The organism is Paraburkholderia antibiotica (assembly GCF_012927125.1).
GTDB classification, from domain to species: domain Bacteria; phylum Pseudomonadota; class Gammaproteobacteria; order Burkholderiales; family Burkholderiaceae; genus Paraburkholderia; species Paraburkholderia antibiotica.
Genome location: NZ_JABBFZ010000002.1, coordinates 199,682 through 225,125, shown reverse-complemented (window position 1 = coordinate 225,125; position 25,444 = coordinate 199,682). Strand labels below are relative to the sequence as shown.

General features: G+C 66.1%; 25 protein-coding genes. 16 read left to right on the top strand and 9 right to left on the bottom strand.

Translation table 11 applies throughout. From position 1 onward, the window contains the following. Positions 1-116: 116 nt before the first annotated feature. Positions 117-1,025 carry a LysR family transcriptional regulator gene (locus HHL14_RS05045; protein ID WP_169496476.1) on the bottom strand — a complete coding sequence of 303 codons (909 nt, stop codon included), beginning with the start codon at positions 1,023-1,025 and terminating at the stop codon, positions 117-119. Positions 1,026-1,222: 197 nt separating this feature from the next. Between HHL14_RS05045 and HHL14_RS05040 the strand changes: the two genes are divergently transcribed. Both HHL14_RS05040 and HHL14_RS05035 read left to right on the top strand, forming a co-directional pair. Continuing rightward, complete coding sequence (locus HHL14_RS05040) at positions 1,223-2,413, top strand: M20 aminoacylase family protein (RefSeq protein ID WP_169496475.1); 1,191 nt, start codon at positions 1,223-1,225, stop codon at positions 2,411-2,413. Between the two features lie 70 nt (positions 2,414-2,483). After that, on the top strand, positions 2,484-3,785 hold the full coding sequence (locus HHL14_RS05035) for an MFS transporter (RefSeq protein ID WP_169496474.1): 1,302 nt from the start codon (positions 2,484-2,486) through the stop codon (positions 3,783-3,785). 157 nt (positions 3,786-3,942) lie between these two features. Here the strand turns inward: HHL14_RS05035 and HHL14_RS05030 are convergent, their stop codons facing one another. Continuing rightward, positions 3,943-4,767 (bottom strand): IclR family transcriptional regulator, encoded by an 825-nt coding sequence (locus HHL14_RS05030; RefSeq protein ID WP_169496473.1) that lies wholly within the window; start codon positions 4,765-4,767, stop codon positions 3,943-3,945. A gap of 254 nt (positions 4,768-5,021) precedes the next feature. Here HHL14_RS05030 and HHL14_RS05025 point away from each other — a divergent pair, with 254 nt between their 5' ends. The 7 genes from HHL14_RS05025 to pcaF all read left to right on the top strand — a co-directional run bounded on the left by HHL14_RS05025 (position 5,022) and on the right by pcaF (position 12,446). Continuing rightward, positions 5,022-5,726, top strand: a complete 705-nt coding sequence (locus HHL14_RS05025; RefSeq protein WP_169496472.1) for a FadR/GntR family transcriptional regulator — start codon at positions 5,022-5,024, stop codon at positions 5,724-5,726. A 79-nt stretch (positions 5,727-5,805) separates the two neighbouring features. Then, entirely contained in the window at positions 5,806-6,741 is a 936-nt protein-coding gene (gene ltnD / locus HHL14_RS05020; protein WP_169496471.1) for an L-threonate dehydrogenase, read from the top strand. Next, positions 6,738-8,072, top strand: a complete 1,335-nt coding sequence (gene otnK, locus HHL14_RS05015) for a 3-oxo-tetronate kinase (RefSeq protein WP_169496470.1) — start codon at positions 6,738-6,740, stop codon at positions 8,070-8,072. The genes ltnD and otnK overlap by 4 nt, the downstream gene beginning before the upstream one ends. After that, positions 8,069-8,731, top strand: a complete 663-nt coding sequence (gene otnC / locus HHL14_RS05010) for a 3-oxo-tetronate 4-phosphate decarboxylase (RefSeq protein ID WP_169496469.1) — start codon at positions 8,069-8,071, stop codon at positions 8,729-8,731. Before otnK ends, otnC begins: the two co-directional genes overlap by 4 nt. A gap of 73 nt (positions 8,732-8,804) precedes the next feature. Further along, on the top strand, positions 8,805-9,605 hold the full coding sequence (gene otnI, locus HHL14_RS05005; protein ID WP_169496468.1) for a 2-oxo-tetronate isomerase: 801 nt from the start codon (positions 8,805-8,807) through the stop codon (positions 9,603-9,605). Between the two features lie 177 nt (positions 9,606-9,782). Continuing rightward, positions 9,783-10,763, top strand: a complete 981-nt coding sequence (denD, locus tag HHL14_RS05000; RefSeq protein ID WP_169496467.1) for a D-erythronate dehydrogenase — start codon at positions 9,783-9,785, stop codon at positions 10,761-10,763. Positions 10,764-11,243: 480 nt separating this feature from the next. After that, complete coding sequence (gene pcaF, locus HHL14_RS04995; protein ID WP_169496466.1) at positions 11,244-12,446, top strand: 3-oxoadipyl-CoA thiolase; 1,203 nt, start codon at positions 11,244-11,246, stop codon at positions 12,444-12,446. A gap of 189 nt (positions 12,447-12,635) precedes the next feature. Here pcaF and dmeF read toward each other — a convergent pair whose 3' ends face one another. Continuing rightward, positions 12,636-13,568, bottom strand: coding sequence for a CDF family Co(II)/Ni(II) efflux transporter DmeF (gene dmeF, locus HHL14_RS04990; RefSeq protein WP_169496465.1), 933 nt, complete (start codon positions 13,566-13,568; stop codon positions 12,636-12,638). 6 nt (positions 13,569-13,574) lie between these two features. After that, entirely contained in the window at positions 13,575-13,964 is a 390-nt protein-coding gene (locus tag HHL14_RS04985) for a metal/formaldehyde-sensitive transcriptional repressor (RefSeq protein ID WP_456238711.1), read from the bottom strand. 89 nt (positions 13,965-14,053) lie between these two features. Here HHL14_RS04985 and HHL14_RS04980 point away from each other — a divergent pair, with 89 nt between their 5' ends. The 3 genes from HHL14_RS04980 (at position 14,054) to HHL14_RS04970 (ending at position 16,513) form a co-directional block, all read left to right on the top strand. Beyond that, positions 14,054-14,656, top strand: a complete 603-nt coding sequence (locus tag HHL14_RS04980) for a copper-binding protein (RefSeq protein ID WP_230412924.1) — start codon at positions 14,054-14,056, stop codon at positions 14,654-14,656. Between the two features lie 382 nt (positions 14,657-15,038). After that, the gene (locus HHL14_RS04975; protein WP_169496464.1) at positions 15,039-16,082 is read left to right on the top strand and encodes a hypothetical protein; all 1,044 of its coding nucleotides are present in this window, start codon (positions 15,039-15,041) and stop codon (positions 16,080-16,082) included. A gap of 146 nt (positions 16,083-16,228) precedes the next feature. Further along, positions 16,229-16,513 (top strand): hypothetical protein, encoded by a 285-nt coding sequence (locus HHL14_RS04970; RefSeq protein WP_169496463.1) that lies wholly within the window; start codon positions 16,229-16,231, stop codon positions 16,511-16,513. A 51-nt stretch (positions 16,514-16,564) separates the two neighbouring features. On the opposite strand, the gene HHL14_RS04965 is transcribed toward HHL14_RS04970, so the two are convergent. Next, complete coding sequence (locus HHL14_RS04965; protein WP_169496462.1) at positions 16,565-17,071, bottom strand: GNAT family N-acetyltransferase; 507 nt, start codon at positions 17,069-17,071, stop codon at positions 16,565-16,567. 219 nt (positions 17,072-17,290) lie between these two features. Continuing rightward, complete coding sequence (locus HHL14_RS04960) at positions 17,291-18,499, bottom strand: sensor histidine kinase (RefSeq protein WP_169496461.1); 1,209 nt, start codon at positions 18,497-18,499, stop codon at positions 17,291-17,293. Positions 18,500-18,711: 212 nt separating this feature from the next. On the opposite strand from HHL14_RS04960, the gene HHL14_RS04955 reads away from it, so the two are divergent. Beyond that, positions 18,712-19,074 (top strand): response regulator, encoded by a 363-nt coding sequence (locus HHL14_RS04955; RefSeq protein ID WP_169496460.1) that lies wholly within the window; start codon positions 18,712-18,714, stop codon positions 19,072-19,074. 60 nt (positions 19,075-19,134) lie between these two features. Here HHL14_RS04955 and HHL14_RS04950 read toward each other — a convergent pair whose 3' ends face one another. Next, positions 19,135-20,049 (bottom strand): LysR family transcriptional regulator, encoded by a 915-nt coding sequence (locus tag HHL14_RS04950; protein WP_169496459.1) that lies wholly within the window; start codon positions 20,047-20,049, stop codon positions 19,135-19,137. Positions 20,050-20,151: 102 nt separating this feature from the next. Here HHL14_RS04950 and HHL14_RS04945 point away from each other — a divergent pair, with 102 nt between their 5' ends. Then, entirely contained in the window at positions 20,152-21,030 is an 879-nt protein-coding gene (locus tag HHL14_RS04945) for an aldo/keto reductase family oxidoreductase (RefSeq protein WP_169496458.1), read from the top strand. Between the two features lie 53 nt (positions 21,031-21,083). On the opposite strand, the gene HHL14_RS04940 is transcribed toward HHL14_RS04945, so the two are convergent. Then, the gene (locus HHL14_RS04940) at positions 21,084-21,992 is read right to left on the bottom strand and encodes a LysR family transcriptional regulator (protein WP_169496457.1); all 909 of its coding nucleotides are present in this window, start codon (positions 21,990-21,992) and stop codon (positions 21,084-21,086) included. Between the two features lie 72 nt (positions 21,993-22,064). Between HHL14_RS04940 and HHL14_RS04935 the strand changes: the two genes are divergently transcribed. Next, a complete protein-coding gene (locus HHL14_RS04935; protein WP_169496456.1) occupies positions 22,065-22,934 on the top strand; it encodes an NAD(P)H-dependent oxidoreductase in 870 nt (289 codons plus the stop codon). 213 nt (positions 22,935-23,147) lie between these two features. Continuing rightward, on the top strand, positions 23,148-23,996 hold the full coding sequence (locus HHL14_RS04930; protein ID WP_169496455.1) for an alpha/beta hydrolase: 849 nt from the start codon (positions 23,148-23,150) through the stop codon (positions 23,994-23,996). A gap of 72 nt (positions 23,997-24,068) precedes the next feature. On the opposite strand, the gene HHL14_RS04925 is transcribed toward HHL14_RS04930, so the two are convergent. Next, positions 24,069-25,361, bottom strand: coding sequence for an aspartate carbamoyltransferase (locus HHL14_RS04925; RefSeq protein ID WP_169496454.1), 1,293 nt, complete (start codon positions 25,359-25,361; stop codon positions 24,069-24,071). Between the last annotated feature and the right edge of the window lie 83 nt (positions 25,362-25,444).

The following is a 25,444-nucleotide window of genomic DNA, read 5'->3' as shown; positions in this document are numbered from 1 at the left end:
GGGGTGTGCTACGCACACACCGCACACGCAAGGCCAGCAGCGCGGCACATAACGCTTGCGCGCGTCAACGCGCACCAACGTCCGGCAGCCCGGCGGCACGCCCGCGCAAAGCATCCCTACTGCACGCCGCCCATCCTCTCCCGCGTCACCTGCCGCAAACACTCGACGAACAACTGCACGGCCGGCGTCGGTAGCAGATCGCGTCGGGAGATGATGCTCAGATCGTAATTCGGCAGCGCGTCTTCGATCTGCGCGACGCGGATGCCGAGTGGCGCGACCATCTGCGCGAGCGGCCGCGTGAAGCAGCTGATCACGTCGGTTTGCGACACCAGCCCGAGCGTCACCGCAAACGACGACGGCGCGCGCAGCAACCGCTTCGGCACCGGCAGGCCGTGCGCGCTGAACATCGCCATCATCACGCTATGCGGAAAATGATCGGCGCCGACCGTGACGATCCACTCGGCGTCCAGCAACTCGGACAGACGCGTGACGTTCGCGAGCGGATGCCCCGCGCGCATCGTCACGACGAACTGCGTCGAGTAGAGCGGCACCTGCACGAGGTCCGCGTCGAGCGCCTGCACGTGATGCGTCGCCGCGAGATCGAGCGCGCCGTTGCGCAGACGCGCGAGCGCATCGGGCACCGTCACTTCTTCCAGATGCAGGTTCACGAGCGGCATCTTCTCGCGAAAGCGCGACACCGCATGCGGCAGCATCGTCAGCGCGAGCGACGGCATCGTGCCGACGCTGACCTTGCCGGCCAGTTCCCCCTTCACCTGATCGACCGCTTCGATCGTGCGGCGCATGTCGCCGAGCAACTGCTCGGCGCGCGGCAGCAGCGCGAGCCCGCACGCGGTCAGCTCGATACCGCGCACGCTGCGCACCATCAGTTCAGTATTCAACGCGCTTTCGAGTTCGCGGATCGTATGGGTAACGGCCGGCTGCGTGACGCCGAGTTCGCGCGCGGCGCCACGCAGACTGCGGTGATGCGCGGCGGCGACGAAAGCCTGCAACTGCTGCAGCTTCATGAGGGTATTCCCGTATATAAAACTTGTTAATCAGGGTGAAAAAAATAGCATCTTATTCGAACAAAACGGCGTGGCTATAGTGCAAGGCTGCTGGCAGAACCTTTGCTATGGCTTTCCCGCCGGTCGACTTGCGTGGCGTGCGGCGTGCTTGCCGCCGCATTGCGCCGGCCCTGAACTCACTGGAATTTCACCGACCCATGAATGAAACCCCGCGTTTGACCGAAGTGTCCGATCTGGAACCCGCCGCCGCGAGCCTGCGCGAGATTCGCCATCACATCCATCACCACCCCGAACTCGCGTACGAAGAAGTGCAGACCTCGGCGCTCGTCGCCGAGAAGCTCGAACAGTGGGGCTGGCAGGTCACGCGCGGGGTCGGCAAGACCGGTGTGGTCGGTACGCTGAAAGTGGGCGACGGCCAGCGCAGCATTGGCATTCGCGCGGACATGGACGCGCTGCCGATTCTCGAACAGACCGGCCTGCCGTACGCGAGCGGCACGCACGGCAAGATGCACGCATGCGGCCACGACGGTCACACGACGATACTGCTCGGCGCCGCGCAACGGCTCGCGAGCACCCGCAATTTCTCGGGCACCGTGCATCTGTATTTCCAGCCGGCCGAGGAAAGCGGCATCGACAGCGGCGCGCTGAAGATGATCAACGACGGCCTGTTCGAGCGCTTTCCGTGCGACGCCGTGTTCGGTCTGCACAACCATCCGGGCGCGGAGCCGGGCGTGCTGCTGTTTCGCAAGGGCCCGTTCATGTCGGCGGGCGACAAGGCGATCATCACGATCGAAGGCGTCGGCGGCCATGCGGCGCGTCCGCATCTGACCGTCGATCCGGTGGTGGTCGCGGCGAGCATCGTGATGGCGTTGCAGACGATCGTCGCGCGTAACGTCGACCCGTCGCAGCCGGCGGTGGTGACGGTCGGCTCGATGCATGCGGGCACCGCGAACAACGTGATTTCCAGCAGCGCGCGGCTTGAGCTGAGCGTGCGTTCGTTCAGCCCCGAGGTGCGCGCGTTGCTGAAAAAACGCATCACCGAACTCGCCGAAACCCAGGCCACGAGCTATGGCGGTAGCGCGCACGTCGAGTACATCGAAGGCTATCCGGTCGTCGTCAATACGGATGCCGAAACGGATTTCGCGGTGCAGGTCGCACGCGAACTGGTCGGCGACGACAAGGTGGTCGAGCAGACCGACATCCTGATGGGCAGCGAGGACTTCGCGTTCATGCTGCAACAGCGGCCGGGCACGTTCCTGCGCATCGGCAACGGCGTCGGCGAGGACGGCTGCATGGTGCACAACCCGCACTACGACTTCAACGATCGCAGCCTGCCGATCGGCGCGGCGTTCTGGGCGCGGCTGGTGGAGCGGTATCTGGGGCAGTGAGGGGGCACTTCATCAACCGCACGGCCGACGCCATCGCGCCGGCCGCCCTCACGACGACACGGACCACGCGATGAATACCACCACCGATGCCAGCCACGCCGTCGCAGCCGCGCGCGTCTCCAATCGCGGCGCGATTGCCGCGGCGGTGATCGGCAACTGGCTCGAGTTCTTCGACTTCACGGTCTACGGCTTTTTCGCCGTGATCATCGGCCGGCTGTTCTTTCCGTCGGCGGACCCGACTACCTCGCTGCTGCTATCGGTCGCGACCTTCGCGGCGGGCTTCATCACGCGGCCGCTCGGCAGCGTGCTGCTCGGCGTGTACGCGGACCGCAAGGGCCGCAAGGCCGCGCTGAACGTGACGATCATGCTGATGGCGGCCAGCACCGGCCTGATCGCGATCATGCCGACCTATGCGCAGATCGGTCTCGCGGCGCCGCTGCTGATCGTGCTCGCGCGGCTCGTGCAGGGTTTCTCGCAGGGCGGCGAGTTCGGCGCGGCGACCTCGGCGTTGCTCGAACAGGGCGGCGGCTCGCGACGCGGCTTTCGCGCGAGCTGGCAACTGGCGACGCAAGGCGGCGCGGCGCTGATGGGCGCGGGCATCGCGGCGGCGCTGTCGGCGGCGTTGTCGAAGGAGGCGCTGGAAAGCTGGGGCTGGCGCGTGCCGTTCCTGATCGGCGTGGGCATCGCGCCGGTCGGCATCTTCCTGCGCCGCCGCCTCGCCGACGACGCGATCGGCGCGCATTCGCACGGCATCGAACGCGGGGTGCTGCATGAACTCTTCAGCGAGCATCTGCGCACGCTGCTGCTGATCACGCTCGCGGTGATGGGCGGCACCGTGTCGACCTACATCCTGACCTTCTACATGCCGACCTACGCGATCCACACGCTCGGCATGCCGATGTCGCTGTCGATGCTGGTCGGCGTCGCGTCGGGCTTCGTCGTGCTGATCATGTGCCCGCTGTTCGGCGCGCTGTCGGACCGCATCGGCAGCCGCAAACTGCCGATCCTGATCGGCCGCGGCGTGCTGGTGCTGCTGCTGTTTCCGGCCTTCATGCTGATGGCGCGCTTTCCGCATCTGTCGGTGATCATGCCGCTGACTTCGCTGATGCTGGTGTTCTACTCGATGGGCTCGGCCTCCGAATTCGCGCTGATGTGCGAGTCGTTTCCGCGTCGTGTGCGCGCGACCGGCATTTCGATCGCGTATGCGCTGTCCGTGTGCGTGTTCGGCGGCACCGCGCAACTGGTCGCGACGTGGCTCGTGCGGCTGACCGGCAGCAAGCTCGCGCCGGCCGGCTACGTGGCGGCGTGCGTGGTGGTGTCGCTGATCGCGGTGTCGAGGCTGAAAGAAACCGCGAATCAACCGATCGATTGAAGGAGGGATTGAGGTAGAGGCGGGCGCTTTGTGCTTTGCGCCCATCGTCGCGCGTGTCGTTGCAAAACCGGCATCGCGGACCGGTGGCCGTGCCGCGGGCCGCAGGCCGAGTGCGGCAGCGCCGCCGTTGCCACCGCCTCGCTATGTTTTGGTCGACTCAGCCGCGCCGCGCGACCATCTCCGAGACCGTCTGCGCGGCCTCCTGCAGCGGCTCCAGAAACGCCTTCACCATCTGTTTGGCCGAATTGCGCTGCGCGTTGCCGCTGATGTTCATCGCGGCGATCACGCGCCCCTGGCGGTTGCGGATCGGCGCGGACAGCGAGATCAGCCCACCTTCCAGTTCCTGATCGACGATCGCCCAGCCCTGGCGACGCACCTGCGCGATCAGTTTCTTCAGCTCTTCCTTGTCGGTGACGGTGCGCGGCGTGTGCGCGTAGAGCGGCGTCGAACCCAGCGTCGCGTCGAGCGTCTCGTCGTCGAGCGATGCCAGCAGCACGCGGCCCATCGACGTGCAGTACGCGGGCAGCCGGCTGCCGATCGACAGATTGATCGTCATGATCTTGTGGGTCGGCACGCGCAGCACGTAGACGATCTCGGTGCGGTCGAGCACGGCCGCCGAACAGCTTTCGTGCACCCGCGCGGACAGGCTTTCCATCACCGGTTCCGCGAGATTCCAGAACGGCATCGAGGTCAGGTATGCGAAGCCGAGATCGAGAATCTTCGGCGTCAGGCGGAACAGGCGCCCTTCGGCCTCCACGTAGCCGAGCGTCTGCAGCGTCAGCAGGATCCGGCGCGCGCCGGCGCGCGTCAGGCCGGCCGCGGCGGCGACGTCAGTGAGCGTCTGCTCGGGACGCGTCGCGTCGAACGCGCGGATGACCGCGAGGCCGCGCGCGAACGACTGCACGTACGAATCGCCCGGTTTCTCCGGGACCGGTTCGGCGTTGGCGGGCACGACGGAAGACGACGGCAGGGCTTTGCTCATGGACCTTGTGAGTGGGTTCGAAAAGTGCGCGGGCTGGCGCGCGCGGCAGGCGTCCGGTCGATGCGGTGTGACGCGGGCACGTTGTGGCGCAAAGGCGAGACGATAGCTTAAGCCTTCTGTTTCGCCAAATGACACGGATCTGCTCAAAAATCCCAGGGTTTGCGTGGATGCGGCTCGTCGCCCGAAATTTGTATGATGACCCGACAACCTTCGAAGTCTTACCGTTCTCCTCCTACCGCTCAGACCGACAGCCGATGTTCGAGAAGATTCCCGCGCGGGCGCTCAGCGACACCGTCGCGCAGCAACTGCTCAAGCAGATCGACAAGGGCACCTTCGTGCGCGGCGGCAAGCTGCCGACCGAGACGGTGCTCGCGCAGCAGTTCGGCGTGAGCCGCACGGTGATTCGCGAGGCGCTGTCGCGGCTGAAGAACGAGGGTGTGGTCGAGCCGCGTCAGGGCAGCGGCGTGTTCGTCGCCGCGCATGGCGCGATCCGGCCGCTGCGCATCGATTACGCGGAGGCCGTCGAGCGGGGTTCGGTCGTGCAGATTCTCGCGCTGCGCCGCGCGATCGAAGCCGAGGTCGCGGCGGAGGCCGCGACGCGGCGCAGCGAGACCGATCTCACCGCAATCGACGCCGCGCTCGCGCGCATCGACGCGGCGGTCGCCGACGGCGAGAACGGCGTGGCCGAAGACGTCGCGTTTCATCGCGCGATCGCGGCGGCGACCGGCAATCCGTATTTCCTGAAGACGCTGACGTTCCTCAATCAGTACCTCGAAGCAGGCACGGTCGTCACGCGCCGCAACGAGGCGCGGCGCGAGGACTTTTCGCGTCAGGTGCGCGACGAGCACGCGGCGATCGCGGCGGCGATCCGCGCGGGCGATCCGGTCGCGGCGCGCCAGGCCGCGCAGACGCATCTGCATAACGCGGCGCGGCGGCTGGCCGAAGCGGGTATCGGCTGAGGCGGCGCGGCCACATAGCACCCCATAGCATCACATGGCACCCACAGCATTCAACAGCATCCATCCAGCGAGGTCACGCATGTCGAGAAAGGTCGGTGTCATCGGATTGGGAGCGATGGGGCTCGGTGTCGCGCGTTCGTTGCTGCGCGCGGGCTTCGACGTGCATGCGTGCGATCTGCGCCGCGAGGTGCTGCAGGCGTTCGTCGCCGAGGGCGGCGTCGGCTGCGAGACGCCCGCCGAGCTGGGCGCGCGGTGCGAGGTCGTCATCACGCTGGTCGTCAATGCCGCGCAGACCGAGGCGGTGCTGTTCGGTCCGAACGGACAGGGCGGCGAAGGTAGTGAAAGCGGCGCGCTCGCGGCGATGCGGCCGGGCAGCGTGCTGATCGCGAGCGCGACCGTTGCGCCGGACTTCGCCCACGAACTCGGCCGGCGCGTCGAAGCGGCCGGTTTGCAGATGCTCGATGCGCCGGTGTCGGGCGGGGCGGCGCGCGCGGCCTCCGGCGAGATGACGATGATGACCTCCGGCCCGGCGGCCGCCTACGCCGCGTGCGAGGACGTGCTCGCCGCGATCGCCGGCAAGGTGTACCGGCTCGGCGCCGCGCACGGCGTCGGCTCGAAGGTGAAGATCATCAACCAGTTGCTGGCCGGCGTGCATATCGCGGCGGCCACCGAAGCGTTGGCGCTCGGTTTGCGCGAAGGCGTCGACCCCGACGCGCTGTACGACGTGATCACGCACAGCGCCGGCAATTCGTGGATGTTCGAGAATCGCGTGCCGCACATTCTCGCGGGCGACTACACGCCGCTCTCCGCGGTCGATATCTTCGTGAAGGACCTCGGCCTCGTGCTCGATACCGCGCGCCGCACGAAATTTCCGTTGCCGCTGTCGGCGGCCGCGCATCAGATGTTCATGATGGCGTCGACGGCGGGCCACGGCGGCGAGGACGACTCGGCGGTCGTGAAGATTTTCCCCGGCATCGAATTGCCGGCGCGGCGCGAAGCAGGGCCACGCTCATGACGGCGCGCACGACGCAACCCGCGCTGCTCGGCTGCATCGCCGACGATTTCACCGGCGCCACCGATCTCGCCAACATGCTGGTGCGCGGCGGCATGCGCACGGTGCAGACGATCGGCGTGCCCGCCTCCGCCGAGCCGCTCGACGCCGACGCGCTGGTGGTCGCGCTGAAGTCGCGCACGATTCCCGCCGCCGACGCGATCGCGCAGTCGCTCGCCGCGCTTGATTGGCTGCGCGCGCAAGGCTGCCGGCAGTTCTTCTTCAAGTACTGCTCGACTTTCGATTCCACCGACGCCGGCAACATCGGCCCCGTCACCGATGCGTTGTTGAACGCGCTTGCCGCCGACGGAGCCGACAGCGCCGCTTCAGCCCAACCCGCGTCGTTCACGATCGCGTGCCCCGCGTTTCCCGAGAACGGCCGCACGATCTTTCGCGGCCATCTGTTCGTCGGCGATGCGTTGCTCGACGAGTCGGGCATGGAGAACCATCCGCTCACGCCGATGCGCGACGCGAACCTCGTGCGCGTGCTGCAGCGGCAGACGCCATCGAAGGTTGGGCTGCTGCGTTACGACGTGGTCGCGCAAGGCGAAGCGGCCGTGCGTGCCGCGTTCGATGCCCTACGTGCCGACGGCGTGCGCATCGCGATCGCGGACGCGGTCTCCGATGCCGATTTGCACACGCTTGGCGCGGCCTGCGCGGAGCTCGCGCTGATCACCGGCGGCTCGGGCGTCGCGCTCGGCTTGCCGGCCAACTTCCGGCGCGCGGGTCGGCTCGGCACCACGGCCGATGCCGCGCAGTTGCCGCGCGTCGAAGGGGGCGCGGCGGTGCTGGCGGGCAGCGCGTCGAAAGCGACCAACGCGCAGGTCGCCGAATGGCGCGCGACGCGGCCCGCGTTTCGCGTCGATCCGCTCGCGGCCGCGCGCGGCGAGGATGTTGTTGGCGCGGCGTTGGCGTTCGCGCGGCAGCACGTCGCGAACGCGGAGCCGGTGTTGATCTACGCGAGCGCGTCGCCCGACGAAGTGCGGGCCGTGCAGCGCGAACTCGGCGTCAACGAAGCAGGGCATCTCGTCGAGACGACGCTTGCCGCGATTGCGCGTGGTCTGCGCGAACTCGGCGTGCGCAAGTTCGTCGTCGCGGGCGGCGAGACCTCGGGCGCGGTCGTGCAGGCGCTCGACGTGCGCCTGCTGCGGATCGGCGCGCAGATCGATCCGGGCGTGCCGGCGACCGCCACCACCGATGCCGAACCGCTCGCGCTCGCGCTGAAGTCCGGCAATTTCGGCGCGCTCGACTTCTTCGCCAAGGCGCTGCGCCATCTCGACGGAGCCGCGCCATGACCGGCACACCCGCACTCCACACGTCGGACGAAGCGCGCGTGCGCGAGGAAATCTGCACGGTCGGCGCGAGCCTCTATCAGCGCGGCTACACGGTCGGCAGCGCCGGCAACATCAGCGCGCGGCTCGACGACGGCTGGCTGATCACGCCGACCGACGCGTGTCTCGGCCGTCTCGATCCCGCGCGGATCGCGAAGGTCGACGTCGAAGGACGCGCGGTGTCGGGCGGCAAGCCGTCGAAAACGCTCGCGCTGCATCGCGGCATCTACGCGCGCAATGCCGACGCGCGCGGCATCGTCCATACACATTCGACGCATCTGGTCGCGCTGACGCTCGCGGGCGTCTGGAGCGAAGACGATGTATTGCCGCCGATCACGCCGTACTACGTGATGAAAGTGGGCCACGTGCCGCTGATCCGCTATCGCAAGCCCGGCGATCAGCAGGTGGCCGTGCAGATCGCCGCGCTCGCCGATCGGGTGCGCGCGGTGCTGCTCGAACGGCTGGGACCGGTGGTGTGGGAGCGCTCGGTCGCGCACGCGTCGTATGCGCTCGAAGAACTCGAGGAGACCGCGCGGTTGTGGCTGATGACGAACCCGCGGCCCGCGCCGCTCGATGCCGCCGCGCTCGAAGAACTGCGTGAGACGTTCGGTGCGCGCTGGTAGCGGGCTGCGGCTTGCAAACACCGCACGCGTGACGACGCCCATCGCACCGCACCGTTTTGAAGGAGTTGCCGACATGCCTCGCTTTGCCGCCAATCTGACGATGATGTATCACGAGCACGCGTTCCTCGACCGCTTCGCCGCCGCCGCGCGCGATGGCTTCAAGGCGGTCGAGTTGCTGTTTCCGTACGAGTTCCGCGCGGGCGAACTGAAGGCGCGGCTCGACGCGCACGGCCTCACCCAGGCGCTCTTCAATGCGCCGCCCGGCGACTGGGCCGGCGGCGAGCGCGGTCTCGCGTCGCTGCCGGGTCGCGAGGACGAGTTTCGGCGCGGCATCGACACCGCGCTCGACTACGCGCGCGTAATCGGCAATCGCAGGTTGCATGTGATGGCGGGTCTGCTCGCGGGAGACGAGCCGGGCGAGACCCAGCGTAAAAAACAGCGCGACGTATACCTGCACAATCTCGCCTACGCCGCGCGGGCCGCGCAAGCCGAGCAGATCACGATCCTGATCGAACCGATCAATCCGCGTGATATGCCCGGTTATTTCCTCAACCGTCAGGACGACGCGCAGGCGATTTGCGCCGAAGTCGGCGCGCCGAATCTGAAGGTGCAGTTCGACTGCTATCACTGCCAGATCGTCGAAGGCGATCTCGCGACCAAGCTCCGACGCGATATGGCCGGCATCGGCCATATCCAGATCGCGGGCGTGCCGCAGCGGCATGAACCGGATATCGGCGAGCTGAACTACCCGTACCTGTTCGAGCTGATCGATTCGCTCGGCTACGACGGCTATATCGGCTGCGAATACCGGCCGCGCGCGGCGACCTCGGCGGGGCTCGGCTGGCTCGCGCCGTATCTGGAGGCGGCGCGCTGATCGGGGTGGGGGCGGTGAGCGGCGTTGGCTGCTGCCTGCCACTGTGTGGCGCTGCGTGCCGCCGCTTATCGTTACCCGTCGTGACCTCGCGCTGCCTGTCGTTTCCTGTCACCGCCCGTTGCTGTTCTCTCTGACCGCCACGCGCAATCGCTCATCCCTCATCACGGACCCGCAATCATGAAAGTACTGATCACCGGCGGCGCCGGTTTTCTCGGCCAGCGACTCGCGCGTGAACTGCTCGCACGCGGCTCGCTGAAGGACGCGCAAGGCACGCCGCAAGCGCTGAGCGAACTGGTGTTGCTCGACGTCGCGCGCGCTCACGATTTCGGCGACTCGCGCGTGCGGACCGAGGTCGGCGACATCGCCGAGCGCGACGTGCTCGAACGCGCGATCGATGTCGACACCGCGGCGATCTTTCATCTGGCGGCGATCGTCAGCGGTCAGGCCGAGGCGGATTTCGATCTCGGCATGCGCATCAATCTGGACGCGTCGCGTTTGCTGCTCGAAGTGTGCCGGCAGCGCGCACACGTGCCGCGCGTCGTGTTCACGAGTTCGGTCGCGGTCTATGGCGGCGATCTGCCGGCCGTCGTGCAGGACGATACCGCGCTCAATCCGCAATCGTCGTATGGCGCGCAGAAGGCGATCGCGGAATTGCTGCTCAACGATTATTCGCGGCGCGGTTTCGTCGACGGCCGGGTGCTGCGGCTGCCGACCATCAGCGTGCGGCCGGGGCGGCCGAATGCGGCGGCGTCGTCGTTTGCGAGCGGCATCGTGCGCGAGCCGCTGAACGGCGAGGAGGCCGTGTGTCCTGTTGCTGGCTCGACGCGGCTGTGGCTGCTGTCGCCGCGCAAGGCGATCGAAAGCCTGATCGCCGGGCTCGAACTCGATGGCGCCGCGCTCGGCAGGCAGCGCGTGCTGAATCTGCCGGGGCTGTCGGTAAGTGTCGACGAGATGATCGCGGCGCTGCGCGAGGTCGCGGGCGACGCGGTGGCGAATCGCATCGTGCGGCGGCCCGACGAGCGTATCGAGAGGATTGTCGGCAGTTGGCCGGGCGCGTGGGATACGTCGCGTGCCGAACGGCTGGGGCTGGCGGGCGAACGCAGTTTCGCGGACGTGATCCGCGCTTATATCGCCGATGAAGGGATTGTGTTGGGTTGAGTGGGTGAGGGGATGGCGCTGATTTTGCGCTCGGGCGCGGGCTGCGTGGCTTTGCTCGCGCCTCGCACGCGAGCAAAGCCGACTTCGCGGCGCGTTTGCGATGGCTTCGTTACCATGTCACCCACAACCCCCCGCGTATTCCCTGGTATGGGCTGGCACGGCGCCGGCCGCGCTTGACACGCTTTCGCGCACGCGCCTATTATCGTGTCTCTTTGTTCGATATATGACCTTGTGTTCGTATAAAGAACAAAAAGCCGAATCTCAGGCCGGGCCAGGAAACGCAGCCGCAGCATTCGCCGTCGTTGCCGAGCCCATGGTTCACGAACCTGCGCTAAGCTGCTGCGACGTGACGGCCACCGCGCCGACGTTTTTTGCAGCTTCCCGCGATGCCCGTCGGGCCGACGCGTCAGCGCGTCGCCGCCTGAGCGATCGCGGCGAGCCGGCGCGCAGCGCACGCAGCATCTCAACTGGAGACATCACATGACCGAAGCATTCCTGTGCGACGCGATTCGCACCCCCATTGGCCGCTATGCGGGTTCGCTGTCGTCGGTGCGCGCCGACGACCTGGGCGCGGTGCCGCTCAAGGCGCTGATGGAGCGCAACAAGAACGTCGACTGGACCGCGATCGACGACGTGGTCTACGGCTGCGCGAACCAGGCCGGTGACGACAACCGCAACGTCGCGCGCATGTCGTCGCTGCTCGCGGGTCTGCCGAAGGACGTGCCGGGCTCGACGGTGAACCGTCTGTGCGGCTCGGGCATGGACGCGGTCGGCATCGCCGCGCGCGCGATCAAGTCGGGCGAAGCCGCGCTGATGATCGCGGGCGGCGTCGAAAGCATGAGCCGCGCGCCGTTCGTGATGCCGAAGGCGACCAGCGCGTTCTCGCGCCAGAACGAGGTCTACGACACGACGATCGGCTGGCGTTTCGTCAACCCGCTGATGAAGAAGCTGTACGGCGTCGACTCGATGCCGGAAACCGCTGAAAACGTCGCGACCGACTACAACATCAACCGCGCCGACCAGGACGCGTTCGCGCTGCTGAGCCAGCAGAAGGCTGCGCGCGCGCAACGCGACGGCACGTTCGCGCAGGAAATCGTCGGTGTGACGATCGCGCAGAAGAAGGGCGACCCGATCACGGTCACGCAAGACGAACACCCGCGTGAAACGACGCTCGAATCGCTGGCCAAGCTGAAGGGCGTCGTGCGTCCGGACGGCACGGTCACGGCCGGTAACGCATCGGGCGTGAACGACGGCGCGGCCGCGCTGCTGCTCGCGAACGAAGAAACCGCGAAGCGCTTCGGCCTCGTGCCGCGCGCTCGCGTGCTGGGCATCGCCACGGCCGGCGTCGAGCCGCGCGTGATGGGCATCGGCCCGGCGCCCGCCACGCAGAAGCTGCTCGCCCGTCTGGGCATGACGATCAACCAGTTCGACGTGATCGAGCTGAACGAAGCGTTCGCGTCGCAAGGTATCGCGGTGCTGCGTGCACTCGGCGTCGCCGACAACGATCCGCGCGTGAACCCGAACGGCGGCGCGATCGCACTCGGCCACCCGCTCGGCATGAGCGGCGCGCGTCTGGTGACAACCGCGATGTATCAACTGCAACGCACGCAAGGCCGCTTCGCGCTGTGCACGATGTGTATCGGCGTCGGCCAGGGCATCGCGATCGCGATCGAACGCGTGTAAGTGTCGAGCGGGCGCGTCGTCAGACGCGCTACCGCACGCTCGCGGCTTGCGTAGGTTGACGCGGGTTGGAGATTGGAAGGGCCGGTGTGTCGAGGAGACACGCCGGCCCTTTGTCGTTGATGGTTATCCGGTTCGGCGAGCGTCGCGGCGCTTTTATGTCGCTTGCGGCACCTACGGCACTTACGGCACTTACGTCGCTTCGACCGTCAGATGCCTGACTTCATGCACCGGCGCGAGGCGCGAGCGAATCGTCTCGGCCGTGAGGGCGCCGTGCGCGCGCACGCTGACGATTGCCGCTCTCGCTTCCGGTCCAATCTGCCAGACGTGCAGGTCGGCGATTTCGGTGTCGCCGTGCGAGCTCAGGATTTCGCGGATTTCGTCGGCGACATGCTGATCCGTTTTGTCGAGCAGCACGGCGGCCGTGTCGCGCATCAGCGTCCAGGCCCAGCGCGCGATGACGATCGAGCCGACAATCCCCATGAGCGGATCCAGCCAGACCCAGCCGAGATAGCGGCCGGCCAGCAACGCGACGATCGCCAGCACCGACGTCAACGCATCGGCGAGCACATGCACGTACGCGGAGCGCAGATTGTTGTCGGTCCCGTGCGCATGACCGTGCCGATCATGATGGTGAGGCTCGTGAGCGTGATGCCCATGCTCCGCGTGAGCGCCGGATAGCAGCAGCGCACTGACGATATTGACGATCAAACCGATCGCGGCAATGACCGTGGCCTGCCCGAACGCCACGCCGGTGGGATGAATGAGCCGGAATGCCGACTCGATGCCGATGCCGAGCGATACCAGCGCGAGAATCAGCGCGGAGGCGAAGCCGGCGAGCTCACCGACCTTGCCCGTGCCGAAGCTGAACGCGCGATTTTCCGAGTTGCGTCTGGCGTACGAATACGCCAGCGCGGCAATACCGAGCGCGCCGGCATGCGTTGCCATGTGGAAGCCGTCAGCGAGCAGTGCCATCGAGCCGGTCAGATAACCGGCCGTGATTTCGCCGATCATCATGATCAGCGTGAGGGCGACGACGGAGCGGGTCCGCCGTGCGTTTTCGTCGTGCGAGCCGCCGAGAAACGAATGCCCGTGCGTGCGACGCGTGTTTGTGGAATCAGTCATATAAACCTACTTCGAATAGCGACGGATCGCCGCGATCAGGGCGTCGACGCCTTTCTTGCGCTGGTTGGCCGTCAGGTCGGGATGGGCAACGTGCTCGCGCGCATGCGCCTCGACGATCTCATCGAGCAGACTGTTCATCGCACCGCGCGTTGCGGCGACCAGATGCAAAACCTTTTCGCAGTCGGCGTCCGATTCCAGCGATCGCTCGATCGCCTGTACCTGACCGGCGATGCGGCGAACCCGCTTCAACAGATCGTCTTTTTGCTCACTCAAATGTGACATACCTATACCCCCTATAGGTATATAGCGTAGCATGAAACGACGGAATGGATGTCCTGGCGAGTGGCGGGAAGCGATGGGGCGGAAATGCGGAGGCACGGCATCGGGCACGAACACTGCGTAGCATGAGCATGAGCGCGGCGACAGCGATGAGTTGTCACGGCGGACTGCCACCCTGTTTGCAACTTTGGTCGAGGAGAACGCGAATGAAGACGGCGACGATACGCGCGGCGTGGGTAATCACGGCGGTGCTCACGGCGATGAGCGCAGTCATGACCGCAGCCCAGCCGGCGCACGCGCAGGATGACACGGCGAGCGCCGCGCAACGCGTGCTCAGCGCGGTGCAGCCGGTGCAGATGACGGCGGAGATCGTCGGTATCGATGCGGGCAACCGGTCGCTGACGCTCAAGGGTCCGCATGGCGACGTCGCGATCGTGCTCGTGAGCCAGCAGGTCGCCGGCTTCGATCAGCTGAAGATCGGCGATCGCGTCGACGTGCTGTACAAGAACGCGCTGCTGACGAAGGTGGAGAAGGTCAGTGGTGCGGGCAAGGGGATTCGCGAGCGTGCCGACCGGCAGAGCTATACGCCGGCCTCGGGCGGCTACGAGGCGGCGCGCCAGACCGAGGTGCTTGCGACGGTGCTGAAGATCGATCGCCCGCAGCGTCGCGTGACATTGCGCGGCGCGTATCAGACACAGACCTTCGAAGCGGTTCCCGGCGTCGATCTGGATGACCTGAAGGTTGGCGACACCGTGCATGCGGTGTTCGTGTCGGCGGCGGCGGTGCAGGTGACGCCGGTCGGGAAATGACCGGGCAATGCATGGATCAGGGCGTGGGACATTCGCCGCCGAAGCGGCTTCCCAAACTATGTCGAGATATGTCACGCATCCCGCGAAATGCCCGCAAATCCTTGCCTGGCGGGCCTGCCTCGCGATGAAGCCACGCTGAAACAGCGCGACATATTTGCGCTAATGATTTCCTCGGTCGGTCCTTCTATAGTCCGTTCGTCGCCACGCAGCAGTCGCGCAAGTGGCCCGAATCCAGCAAGGACATACCGTGAAAACCAGCGTGAAAAACAGCGTGAAAAACCGTTCATTCGCAGATTCAGTGACGGCCGATGTCAAGGTGGCCGGCGTCGTTGGTGCCGCAACTCCGGCGCTTGCCCGTTCAGCTTCTTTCGCCGCTTCCGCTTTGACTTCCGCTGTCGCGTCATTCGCCATCGGCACTACCGCGCGTCGCGCGCTGCGCCGGCTCGTACTCGGCGCGGCCGCCGCGATACTCACGCTCGGCAGCGCATCGGCGTTCGCGTGGTCGGGACACGGCGCCGCGTACACGTCGCGCGGCGTCTATAACGGCGGCCACTACGGCTCGTGCGGCGGCGGCAGCTGCTCGCATGCGGGCGGCGTCGCCGGCCCGTACGGCGGCTTCGCGAGCAACACCGGCACGGTCACGCGCAATGCGCCCGGCCAGTTCTCGAACTCGGGCACCGCGACCGGCCGCTACGGCAACTCGGTGCAGCATGCCGGCGATACCAGTTGCGCGAGCGGTTCGTGCTCGCACACCGGCACGCTGATCGGGCCGGACGGCAAGACGGCGACGACCTCCGGCGACGTCACGCGGACCGCGCCGGGTCAGTACTCGTCGTCGGGTTCGGTCACGGGATCGAACGGCAATACCTACGACCACTCGGCGTCGACGAATTGCGCGGGGTCGAGCTGCACGCGCTCGGGCACGGTGACGGGCCCCGATAGCGGCAGCGTCTATCACTCGGGCTCGGCGACACGCGTCGCGCCCGGCGTCGTGACGACATCGACGAGCGTGACCGGCACGCATGGCAATACGGTGAGTTCGAGCGGCACGGTGGTGACGGGCGGCGTCGTGGTCGCTGGCGGCACTACGACGACCGGCGCCACGGTAGTGGTTGCGCCGCAGCCGGTGGTCGTCGTACCGCCGCCGCCCCCGCCGGCCGTCGTTGTGCCTGTGCCGGTCGTGTATGTACCGCCGAAGCCGGTTGTGGTGACGCCGCCGCCGACCGTGTATGTGGCACCGAAGCCTGTCGTCGTAACGCCGCCGCCGGTCGTGTACGTGGCACCGAAGCCCGTCGTCTATGCGCCGCCTCCGCCGGTCGTGTATGTCGCGCCGCGTCCGGTCTATGTTGCGCCGGTGCCGCGTGCCGCCGTTTGGGTGCCGGGGCATTGGCTCGGGCGCGTGTGGGTGCCGGCGCATTGGGCCTGACGATGAGCGCGGCGATGCGAATCAGGATGTGTATCGAATCGGCGCGCTTGCGTCGTGCCGGCAGGCATGGCGCGATGCACGGCAGTGCATGCGGGGAGCGAGGCGAACTTGCGGGTGGTGCGCGAAGCAAAGCGCGGTCGTGGCGCGTGGCCGGTAAGCCAGCGGCGTTTGCCGCGCTCGTCGTCGCGATGCTGGTTGCCGCGAACGCGCTGGTTGCCGCGAACGATATTAACGCCGATCCCGCCAGTACCGCAGCGCCGGATTGCTCGGCACGCTACGCCGCGTTGCTCGATCTCGCGGAACTCGCGCGACGCGATGGCAAGGCATCCGAAGTCGTCATGCGTGGCTTGAGCGCGCAGGGCGGTGCGATGAGCGAATGTTTGCCGTCGACGCACCGTGTTCGCGATGTCCGGGTGCTACACGCGCATTAAGCATCGCAACGTGTGGCGAGCGTGGACCGCGAGCGCCAAACCGCTACACCTCTACACCGATCGCTCGCGCTGCCGCGTCAGATCGCACTCCAGAAAAATCGCACCAGGGATCGGATTGAACACATACGCGTCGATCGGTTCGAAGCCAAGCGACGCATACAAGCCCAGCGCCGCGTGCATGGTCGGCAGCGTGTCGAGACGCATGCGCTGATAGCCGGCCTGTTTCGCGGCGGCGCAGATCTGCGTCGCGAGTTGGCGGCCCACGTGCAGACCTCGACCCGCCGGGCGCACATAAAGACGCTTCATCTCGCAGGTCGTGTCGTCGATCGGACGCATCGCGACACAGCCGACGAAGTTGTCGACCGTGGCCCCGTCGTCGCCGTTGCTCGCGAGCAGCACGCAGCCGCGCGGCGCCGCGAATTTACCGGGTAGCCCGGCGAGTTCCTCATCGAATTGCTGAAAGCCGAGATCGATGCCGAGACTTTCCGCATATTCGCGGAAGAGGGTCCGCACGACGTCGAGCTGTTCGGGAAAGCGGGCAGTGTGAAGATGGATCATGCGAAGTCGGGACGGCGCGAGTCGTCAGAGGTGTCTGATTCGCGCAGTTTAGCGGAACGTCCGCGCGGGCTTCGCAAGAGTCGCGCGGATATCTGCGCGAACATCGGCGTGAGTATCGGCGTGAGTATCGGCGCGGCTTTCGCATCACCTCGATGTCGCAACCTCAACGTCGCTTCAACGCCACCCCGGCGTACCCGCGCCACACCCTCAGCCAAAGCCTCACTCGATCCGCAGTGGAAAGCGGATCTCGAACGTGGTCCCCACACCCTCGCGCGACGCGAACTCGATCCGGCCGTCCAGCACGCGGCTTAGCTCCCTGACGATCGCGAGTCCCAACCCTGTGCCGGGAATATCCTCGCCTGCCGCGCGCTCGAATTCGTCGAACACGCGATCCGCGTCGGCGGGTGCAATGCCGACGCCGGTATCTGACACGCGAATTGACCAGTGCCCAGGCGCGCGCATTGCGAACTGCAATTCGACTTGTCCGGATTTCGTGTATTTGATCGCATTGGACAGCAGATTGATCGCGATCTGCTTCAGCTTCAGCCGATGCGACGTGACGACCGGCAACGCCGCATCGAACGCGCTGTGCAACACGAGGCCTTTCGCGTCGATCGACGGCCGCGTCGACACGACGAGTTCGTCGTAAAGCTCGCGCAGATCGACGGGCTCGGGCACGAGCGGCGCCGCGTCGCCGAGCACGACCGAATACTCGATCATCTGATCGACCAGTTGCTTCATGTCGGCGGCCTGACGGTTCGCGAGCGTCAACGCGGTGTCGGCCTTCGACGGCGCGCGCTCGATCAGCTGCAGTGCAATCGAAAACGCGTTGAGGAAGTTGCGCAGATCGTGCACGACGCTGCGCGTGATCTGCATCCGCGATTCGTGCAGATCGCCGACCAGCCGCTGCTTGAGCACCAGTTCATGGTTCGCGCGTTCGAGCCGCCCGGTGTATTCGTCGATCTTGCGGTCGCGCTCGCTGACCACTTCCTTGATCGACACATACGCGACCATGCTGAACGCGTCGGCGATCAACCGCCGCGCGCGGCTTTCGTGACGGCGCGTGAAGGTGGTGTCGCGCGCGGCGAATTCGTCCAGCGCGTCGGCCAGCACCTGCTGGAACAGATCGAGTTCGCGAACCAGTTCCTCGATCCGGTACCCCTGGCGCCAACGGACCTCGCCGTGCTTTTTAGCGTCGCGTTCGATCGATGTTTCGACCTGTTCGAGATCTTCCGCATCGAGCGCCGCGCACAGTTTATCGAGAATTTCCGGCAGATGATCGGCCAGTTGCTGATAAGTAAGCTTGTCCGCTTCGACGAGATCGACGTCGGCGGCCACCGCCTGCATCCATTGCTGCGTGAGACGGTTCCGTTCGGCTCTGACGAAATCGGCAAAACTGCGCAGCGGGCTCACACGTGGATCGGTCATGATGAAGGCGCGAATGAAGTTTCTACAACATACGAACATACGACCGATTTCGATCGCAGCGATGGCCCTGCGAAATCCTGCGGCATTTTTCAACGTATCGTAAGCGCCGGCCGCGCGCGCTGGCAATGCGGGTCATTACCCGCGCCGGTGCGTCGGGTGGAACATGTCTTGCGGGGTCTCATCAGACAACAAACCATTCTCGTCTGCAAACCATGATGTCTTCGATCCTGCTGGTGGACGACGAACCGGAAATTCTGGCCGCGTGGCGCCTGATTCTGGAAAGCGAAGGGTACGAGGTCTGTTGCGCGAGCAATGGGGCCGAAGCGCTCGCCTGTCTGCTCGTGCACATGCCCGACCTGATCGTCACCGACTGGATGATGCCGATCATGGGCGGCGCCGAGTTGTGCCGGCGCGTGAAGGCGATGCCGCAATTCGCCAACGTGCCGATTCTGGTGCATACCGCGGTGCCGCCGGGCGAGGGCGACGCGCAGTACTGGAATGCGTGTCTGCTGAAACCGATCGGCGCGGACCTCTTTCTGACGACGATTGCGCAACTATGCAGCCTGCGGCATTGACACAGTCTGCGCCGTTTTTCGCACCGATATCGGCGCATGCGCCGTGCGTGGCATGATTGTTCAGGATCCCTGTGGAATCAATTCGGAATCCGTTTTCAGAAAATCGACGAACGCGCGCAGCGGCGCGGGCACATGCCGATGACCCGGATAGTAGAGAAACGGCCCCGGAAAACGCTGCCACCACGGCTCGAGAATCGCTTCGAGCGCGCCGCTCGCGAGATGCGGGCGCACCATGTCTTCGAATAGATGAATCACGCCAACGCCCGCGATCGCGCAACTGATCGCCAGATCGATCGCGGCGCTGGGGCGCACCAGCAGCGGTCCGGACGGATTCAATTGCAGCACTTCGCCGTCGCGTTCGAAGTACCACGTCGGCGTGGCGCCGCCCGAGAATTGCCCGCGCAGGCATGCATGCGCAAGCAGCTCGCCCGGATGTTCGGGACGGCCGTGCGCGTCGAGATAGGCGGGCGCGGCGGCGGTCGCGAAGCGCTGCACGCGCGCGCCGATCGGCACCGCGATCATGTCCTGTTCGAGGCGTTCATCGTAGCGGATGCCCGCATCGCAGCCGACCGACAGCACATCGACGAAACCGTCTTCGACCACCACTTCGACGCGAATGTCCGGATACTGCTTCAGAAATCGCGCGAGCACGTCGGGCAGCACGATGCGCGCGACGCTCGCCGGCACGTTGAGCTTCAGCGTGCCGGTCGGCTTGTCGCGGAAGCCGTTGAGCACGTCGAGCGCCGCTTCCATTTCGCCGAACAGCGGCGTCAACTTTTCGAGCAGACGCAAACCCGCCTCGGTCGGCGCGACACTGCGGGTGGTGCGGTTCAGCAGGCGCAGGCCGAGCCGTGTTTCGAGCCGGCGCACCGCGATGCTCAGGCTCGACGCCGACACGCCGGCCACGCGCGCGGCATCGCGAAAGCCGCCCGCGCGGGCGACCGAAACGAAGGCGGCCAGATCATTCAGTTCCATCGGGATTGTGCGAAATTTTGAACAACCCGTACACGTTAGACCGGTTTATTCAACAACGCAATCCGGCGATACTGCGGCTCAACACTTCATCAGGAGATCGTCATGCCGAACTTCCATTCCACCGATACGTTCCCGTTGGCCGGCCGCACGGTGCGGCGTATGGGTTACGGCGCGATGCAACTGGCCGGTCCCGGCGTGTTCGGGCCGCCGAAAAACCGCGACGCGGCGCTCGCGGTGCTGCGCGAGGCGATCGAGGCGGGCGTCGATCACATCGATACGAGCGATTTTTACGGGCCGCACGTGACCAACCAACTGATTCGCGAGGCGCTGCATCCATACCCGCGCGATCTGACGATCGTCACCAAGGTCGGCGCGGTGCGCGGCAGCGACGGCGCGTGGCTGCCGGCGCAGGAACCGGCCGACCTCGAACGCGCGGTGCACGGCAATCTGCGCAACCTCGGCCTCGACGCGCTCGAGGTGGTCAATCTGCGCGTGATGGGCAACGTGCACGCGCCGAGCGAAGGCTCGATCGAAGCGCAGGTGACGGCGCTCGCGGAACTGCAGCAGCGCGGGCTCGTGCGCCATATCGGCGTGAGCAACGTGACGGCTGCGCAGGTCGAGGAGGCGCAGCGCATCGCGCGGATCGTGTGCGTGCAGAACCACTACAACCTCGTGCATCGCGACGACGACGCGTTGATCGCCGCGCTCGGCGCGCAGGGCATCGCGTACGTGCCGTTCTTTCCGCTCGGCGGCTTCACGCCGATTCAATCGTCGGCGCTGTCGGATCTCGCGCGCACGCTCGACGCGACACCGATGCAGGTCGCGCTCGCCTGGCTATTGCATCGGGCACCTAACATTCTGCTGATTCCGGGTACGTCGTCGGTGGGGCATCTACGCGAGAATCTGCAGGCGGCGCGGTTGCAACTGAGCGACGCGGTGCTCGACGAGTTGAATGCGATTGGTGCGGCGGCTGGGAACTGAACGCACTGAGGGGCACTGAAGGACGCATACGGATGGCCTCAGCTTGCCGCACCTCACACCGACGCTGCGATGAACTCCCGCAACCATCGGTGCGCGGGATCGCGATGCACGCGTTCGTGCCACAGCATCGCCATTTCGTAGCCCGGCACTTCGACGGGCGGCTCGACCATCCGCAAGGCGGTCGAGCCGTGCAGGAGGCGCGCGGGCAGCATGCCGACGAGATCGGTGTTCGCGAGCACCGCCTGCATGAACAGAAAATGCGGCACCGACAACACCACCTTGCGCGTGAGTCCCACTTGCGCGAGCGCTTCGTCGGTCACGCCGAAAAAGCCGCCGCCGTCCGGCGACACGATCACGTGTTCGAGCTTGCAGAACTGCGCGAGCGTGGGGCGGCGCTTGAGCTTCGGATGACCGGCGCGGCCGACCAGAACATAGCGCTCGGCGAACAGCACGCGACGGCGCAAACCCTCGGGCGCGCCTTCGCTGGTATGAAAGCCGAGATCGATTTCGCCCTGTTCGGCCTGCCGCGCGAGGCGCGGCGGCACCGCTTCGACGATCGCGAGACGTGTGCCCGGTGCGGCCGCGCGCAGGCCGGCGAGCATCGGCAGGATGATCGTCGACTCCGCGTAGTCGGTCGCGGCGATGCGCCAGCTTTGCGTGGCCGCGGCCGGATCGAACGGGCTGGCCGGCGCGACCGCTCGCTCCAGCGCGTCGAGCGCATCGCGCAACGGCTCGCGTAGCGTTTCGGCTCTGGCTGTGGGCCGCATGCCGCGCGGTCCGGGCAACAGCAGCGGGTCGCCGAACAACTCGCGCAGCTTCGCCAGATGCACGCTGACCGACGGCTGCGAAAAGTTCAGCCGCTCGGCGGCGCGGGTCACGTTGTGCTCTTCGAGCAGCATGTCCAGCGTGACCAGCAGGTTGAGGTCGAGCCTGCGCAGATTAACCATCGTAATACCTGACATATTGGGAATTCATTTCCAATATACCTCGGTGACGCCTATCGTGAAGACTTTCAGCCACGAAGGTCTCTCATCATGAACGTTCTTGTCGTCTATGCGCATCCCGAACCCAAATCGTTGAACGGTTCGCTGAAGGACTTCACGCTCCGGCATCTCGAACGCGCCGGCCATACCGTGCAGGTGTCCGATCTGTATGCGATGAACTGGAAAGCGTCGCTCGATGCCAACGATAGCCTCGAGCGTCTGAGCAGCGAGCGCTTCTATCCGTCGAGCGAATCGAAGCATGCGTTCGAAAACGGCTTGCAGAGCGAGGACATCGCGCGCGAGCAGGACAAACTGAAGTGGGCCGATGCGGTGATCTTCCAGTTTCCGCTGTGGTGGTTCTCGATGCCCGCGCTGATGAAGGGCTGGTTCGAGCGTGTCTACGCGTACGGGCTCGCCTACGGCGTCGGCGAGCATTCGGATGCGCGCTGGGGCGAGCGTTACGGCGAGGGCCGCTTCGCCGGCAAACGCGCGATGCTGGTCGTGACCACGGGCGGCTGGGAGTCGCACTACAGTGCGCGCGGCATCAACGGTCCGATCGACGATCTGCTGTTTCCGATCCAGCACGGCATGCTGTACTACCCGGGCTTCGATGTGCTGCCACCGTTCGTCGTTTATCGCACGGGCCGTATCGACGACGCGAAGTACGCCGAGGTGAGCGAGGCGCTCGGGCGCCGGCTCGACACGCTGTGGACGAGCGCGCCGATCGCGTTCCGCGCGCAGAACGGCGGCGCGTACGCGATTCCCGCGCTGACGTTGCGGGACGATCTCGCAGCGGGGCAGGTCGGGTTTGCCGCGCATATCGCGCGGGCGGACGAGGGCGTGGACGAGGCCGCTGAAGAGGCCACTGAAGAGGTGAAGCAACGCGCGGAAGCAAACTCATCGACTATGTCCATCGCATAACTTCGCGCGCGGCGAATGGAGGCACGGGCCTCCGTTCGCCGGCCTTTGTCGCCCGACGGCTGGACCCTGACGGGATCGTATGTTTCGCTGAAATATGGTTGTAAGTCGCCGTTGCTAGAGTCATCGACGGACAGTGGCCGACGCATCCGCTCGCAGCTTCATTCGGATGCCTGATGATTCGAAGCAGACGGAACACAGCGGGAGCGACCCACCATGAATCCAGTCCGTGCGTTCTGGTTGATTCTGATGCTGATCGCGACGCCGGCGTGGGCGTATCAGACGCGCGTCGTGTCGATTCCGAGCACGGCGATGCATCGTTCGTTCGACGCGACGGTCGTGCTGCCCGATCAGTACGCGCGCGGCGGCGACGCCACGCGCTTTCCGGTAGTCTACGTGCTGCACGGTTCCGGTGGCGACTACACCGACTGGACCGCGAATTCGCATATCGGCAAGCTGGCCGATCGCTATCACGTGATCCTCGTGATGCCCGACGGCGGCCATGAAAGCTGGTACATCGACAGCCCGGTCGATCCGCGCAGCCGCTACGAAACCTATGTGGGCACCGAGGTGGTCGGTTATATCGACCGGCATTTCCGCACGCTTGCGACGAGGCGGGCGCGCGCGATTACCGGCCTGAGCATGGGCGGTTTCGGCGCGCTGCGGATCGCGCTCGACCGGCCCGACGAATTCGGCGCGGCCGGCAGCATCAGCGGCGCGGTGGACCCGCGCGGCTGCGAAGACGAGCCGGGCATCGAGCGCGTGTTCGGCGATCCGTCGCAGGATGCGGAGTTCTGGAACAACGAGGCGATCGTCGCGAGCGCGCAGAATTTCGGCCGCGAGCACATTGCGCTGACGATCGACTGCGGCGTGAACGACGCGCTCGTGCAGTCGAACCGTCTGCTGCACGAGCGGCTCGTCGAACTCGGCGTACCGCACGATTACGCCGAGCGGCCCGGCGGCCATACCTGGGAGTACTGGTCGAACGCGGTGAAGTATCAGGTGCTGTTCTTTGCGAGCACTTTCAGGCAGGCCGCGCGCGACGCCAACGGCGCCGCGATCTGAGTCGGCAGCGGTCTTGCAGGAGGACCGCGCAAGGATCACTGCAGGACCGGAAACGGGCCGCAGCAGACCCGCTCAATCGATCCCGTGAAACACCGCATCGTCCGGCCCGAGATACACGGGCGGGCGCCACGCGGCATCGCGCATCGAATGCTGGACCAGTTTTTCGACGCCGAGCAGCACCGCGAAAATCGCCATCCGCACCGGAATGCCGTTGTCGGTCTGGCGGAAAATCGCCAGTCGTGAGTCGTGGTTGAGGTCGGTGCTCAGATCGTTCGCGCCGGGGCGGCTGTCGCGCGGCAGCGGATGCATGATCAGCGTGTCGGCGCCACACACGCTATCGACCAGCGCCTGATTGATCTGGAAGTCCGGCGTGTAGCCTTCGAACGACTCGTCGGCGAAACGCTCCTTCTGGATGCGCGTCGCGTAGACGACGTCGGCGCCGCGCAGACCGTTGCGCAGGTCGTGAGTCTGTTCGATCACGTGAGCGTTGCGCGAAATCTGCTCGATGATGTAGCCCGGCATTTCGAGCGTCGGCGGCGAAATCAGCGTGAACTTGATGCCGCGATACAGCGCGAGCAGCTTCACCAGCGAATGCACGGTGCGCCCGTATTTGAGGTCGCCAACGAGCGCGATATGCGCGCCGTCGACGATCTTGCCCAAGCGCGAGAACTCGCGCTGGATCGTGTACAGATCGAGCAGCGCCTGGCTTGGATGCTCGCCGGCGCCGTCGCCGCCGTTGATTACCGGCACGTTGGTCGCGCGCGCGAATTCGGCGACCGAGCCCTGGTCCGGGTGGCGGATCACCAGCGCGTCGACGTAGCCGCTCATCACGCGGCTCGTGTCGTAGATCGATTCACCCTTGGCCATCGACGAGAACGTGAAGCCGGTCGTATCGCACACCGAGCCGCCGAGCCGGCAGAACGCCGCGCCGAAGCTCACGCGGGTACGCGTGCTGGCTTCGAAGAACAGGTTGCCGAGCACCGCGCCTTCGAGCACGCGCGAGATTTTGCGGCGGCGCGCGATCGGCTGCATGATGTCCGCGACGCGAAACAGCGCCTCGACCGAGTCGCGCGAGAACTGGTCGACCGACAGCAGTTGCGGCCTGCCTTCGAACAGCATCTGGCTGGCGAGCGATTGTGAGTCTACGCTTTGCGTATATTTCTCACCCGCTTCCGGATTCGCGACGATCTCCGACACGAAACGCTCGACGATCTCCGGCATCGCCCGCGATTCCTGCGAGTCGTCCGGCAGCAGCCACGTGTCGAGCGCCCGGCGCGACACGCCGATGCGGTTGGCGAACGTATCGCGCGTCATGTTCAGACGACGCATCGCATCGCGTAGGAAGGCTTGCTGCGGAACGCTCATAGGGCACCTGTCGGAAAAGGGAAGCGGCGGGAGGGACGATCTGTCGTGCATCGAATATACGCGGTGCGTATATTAGTTTCCCG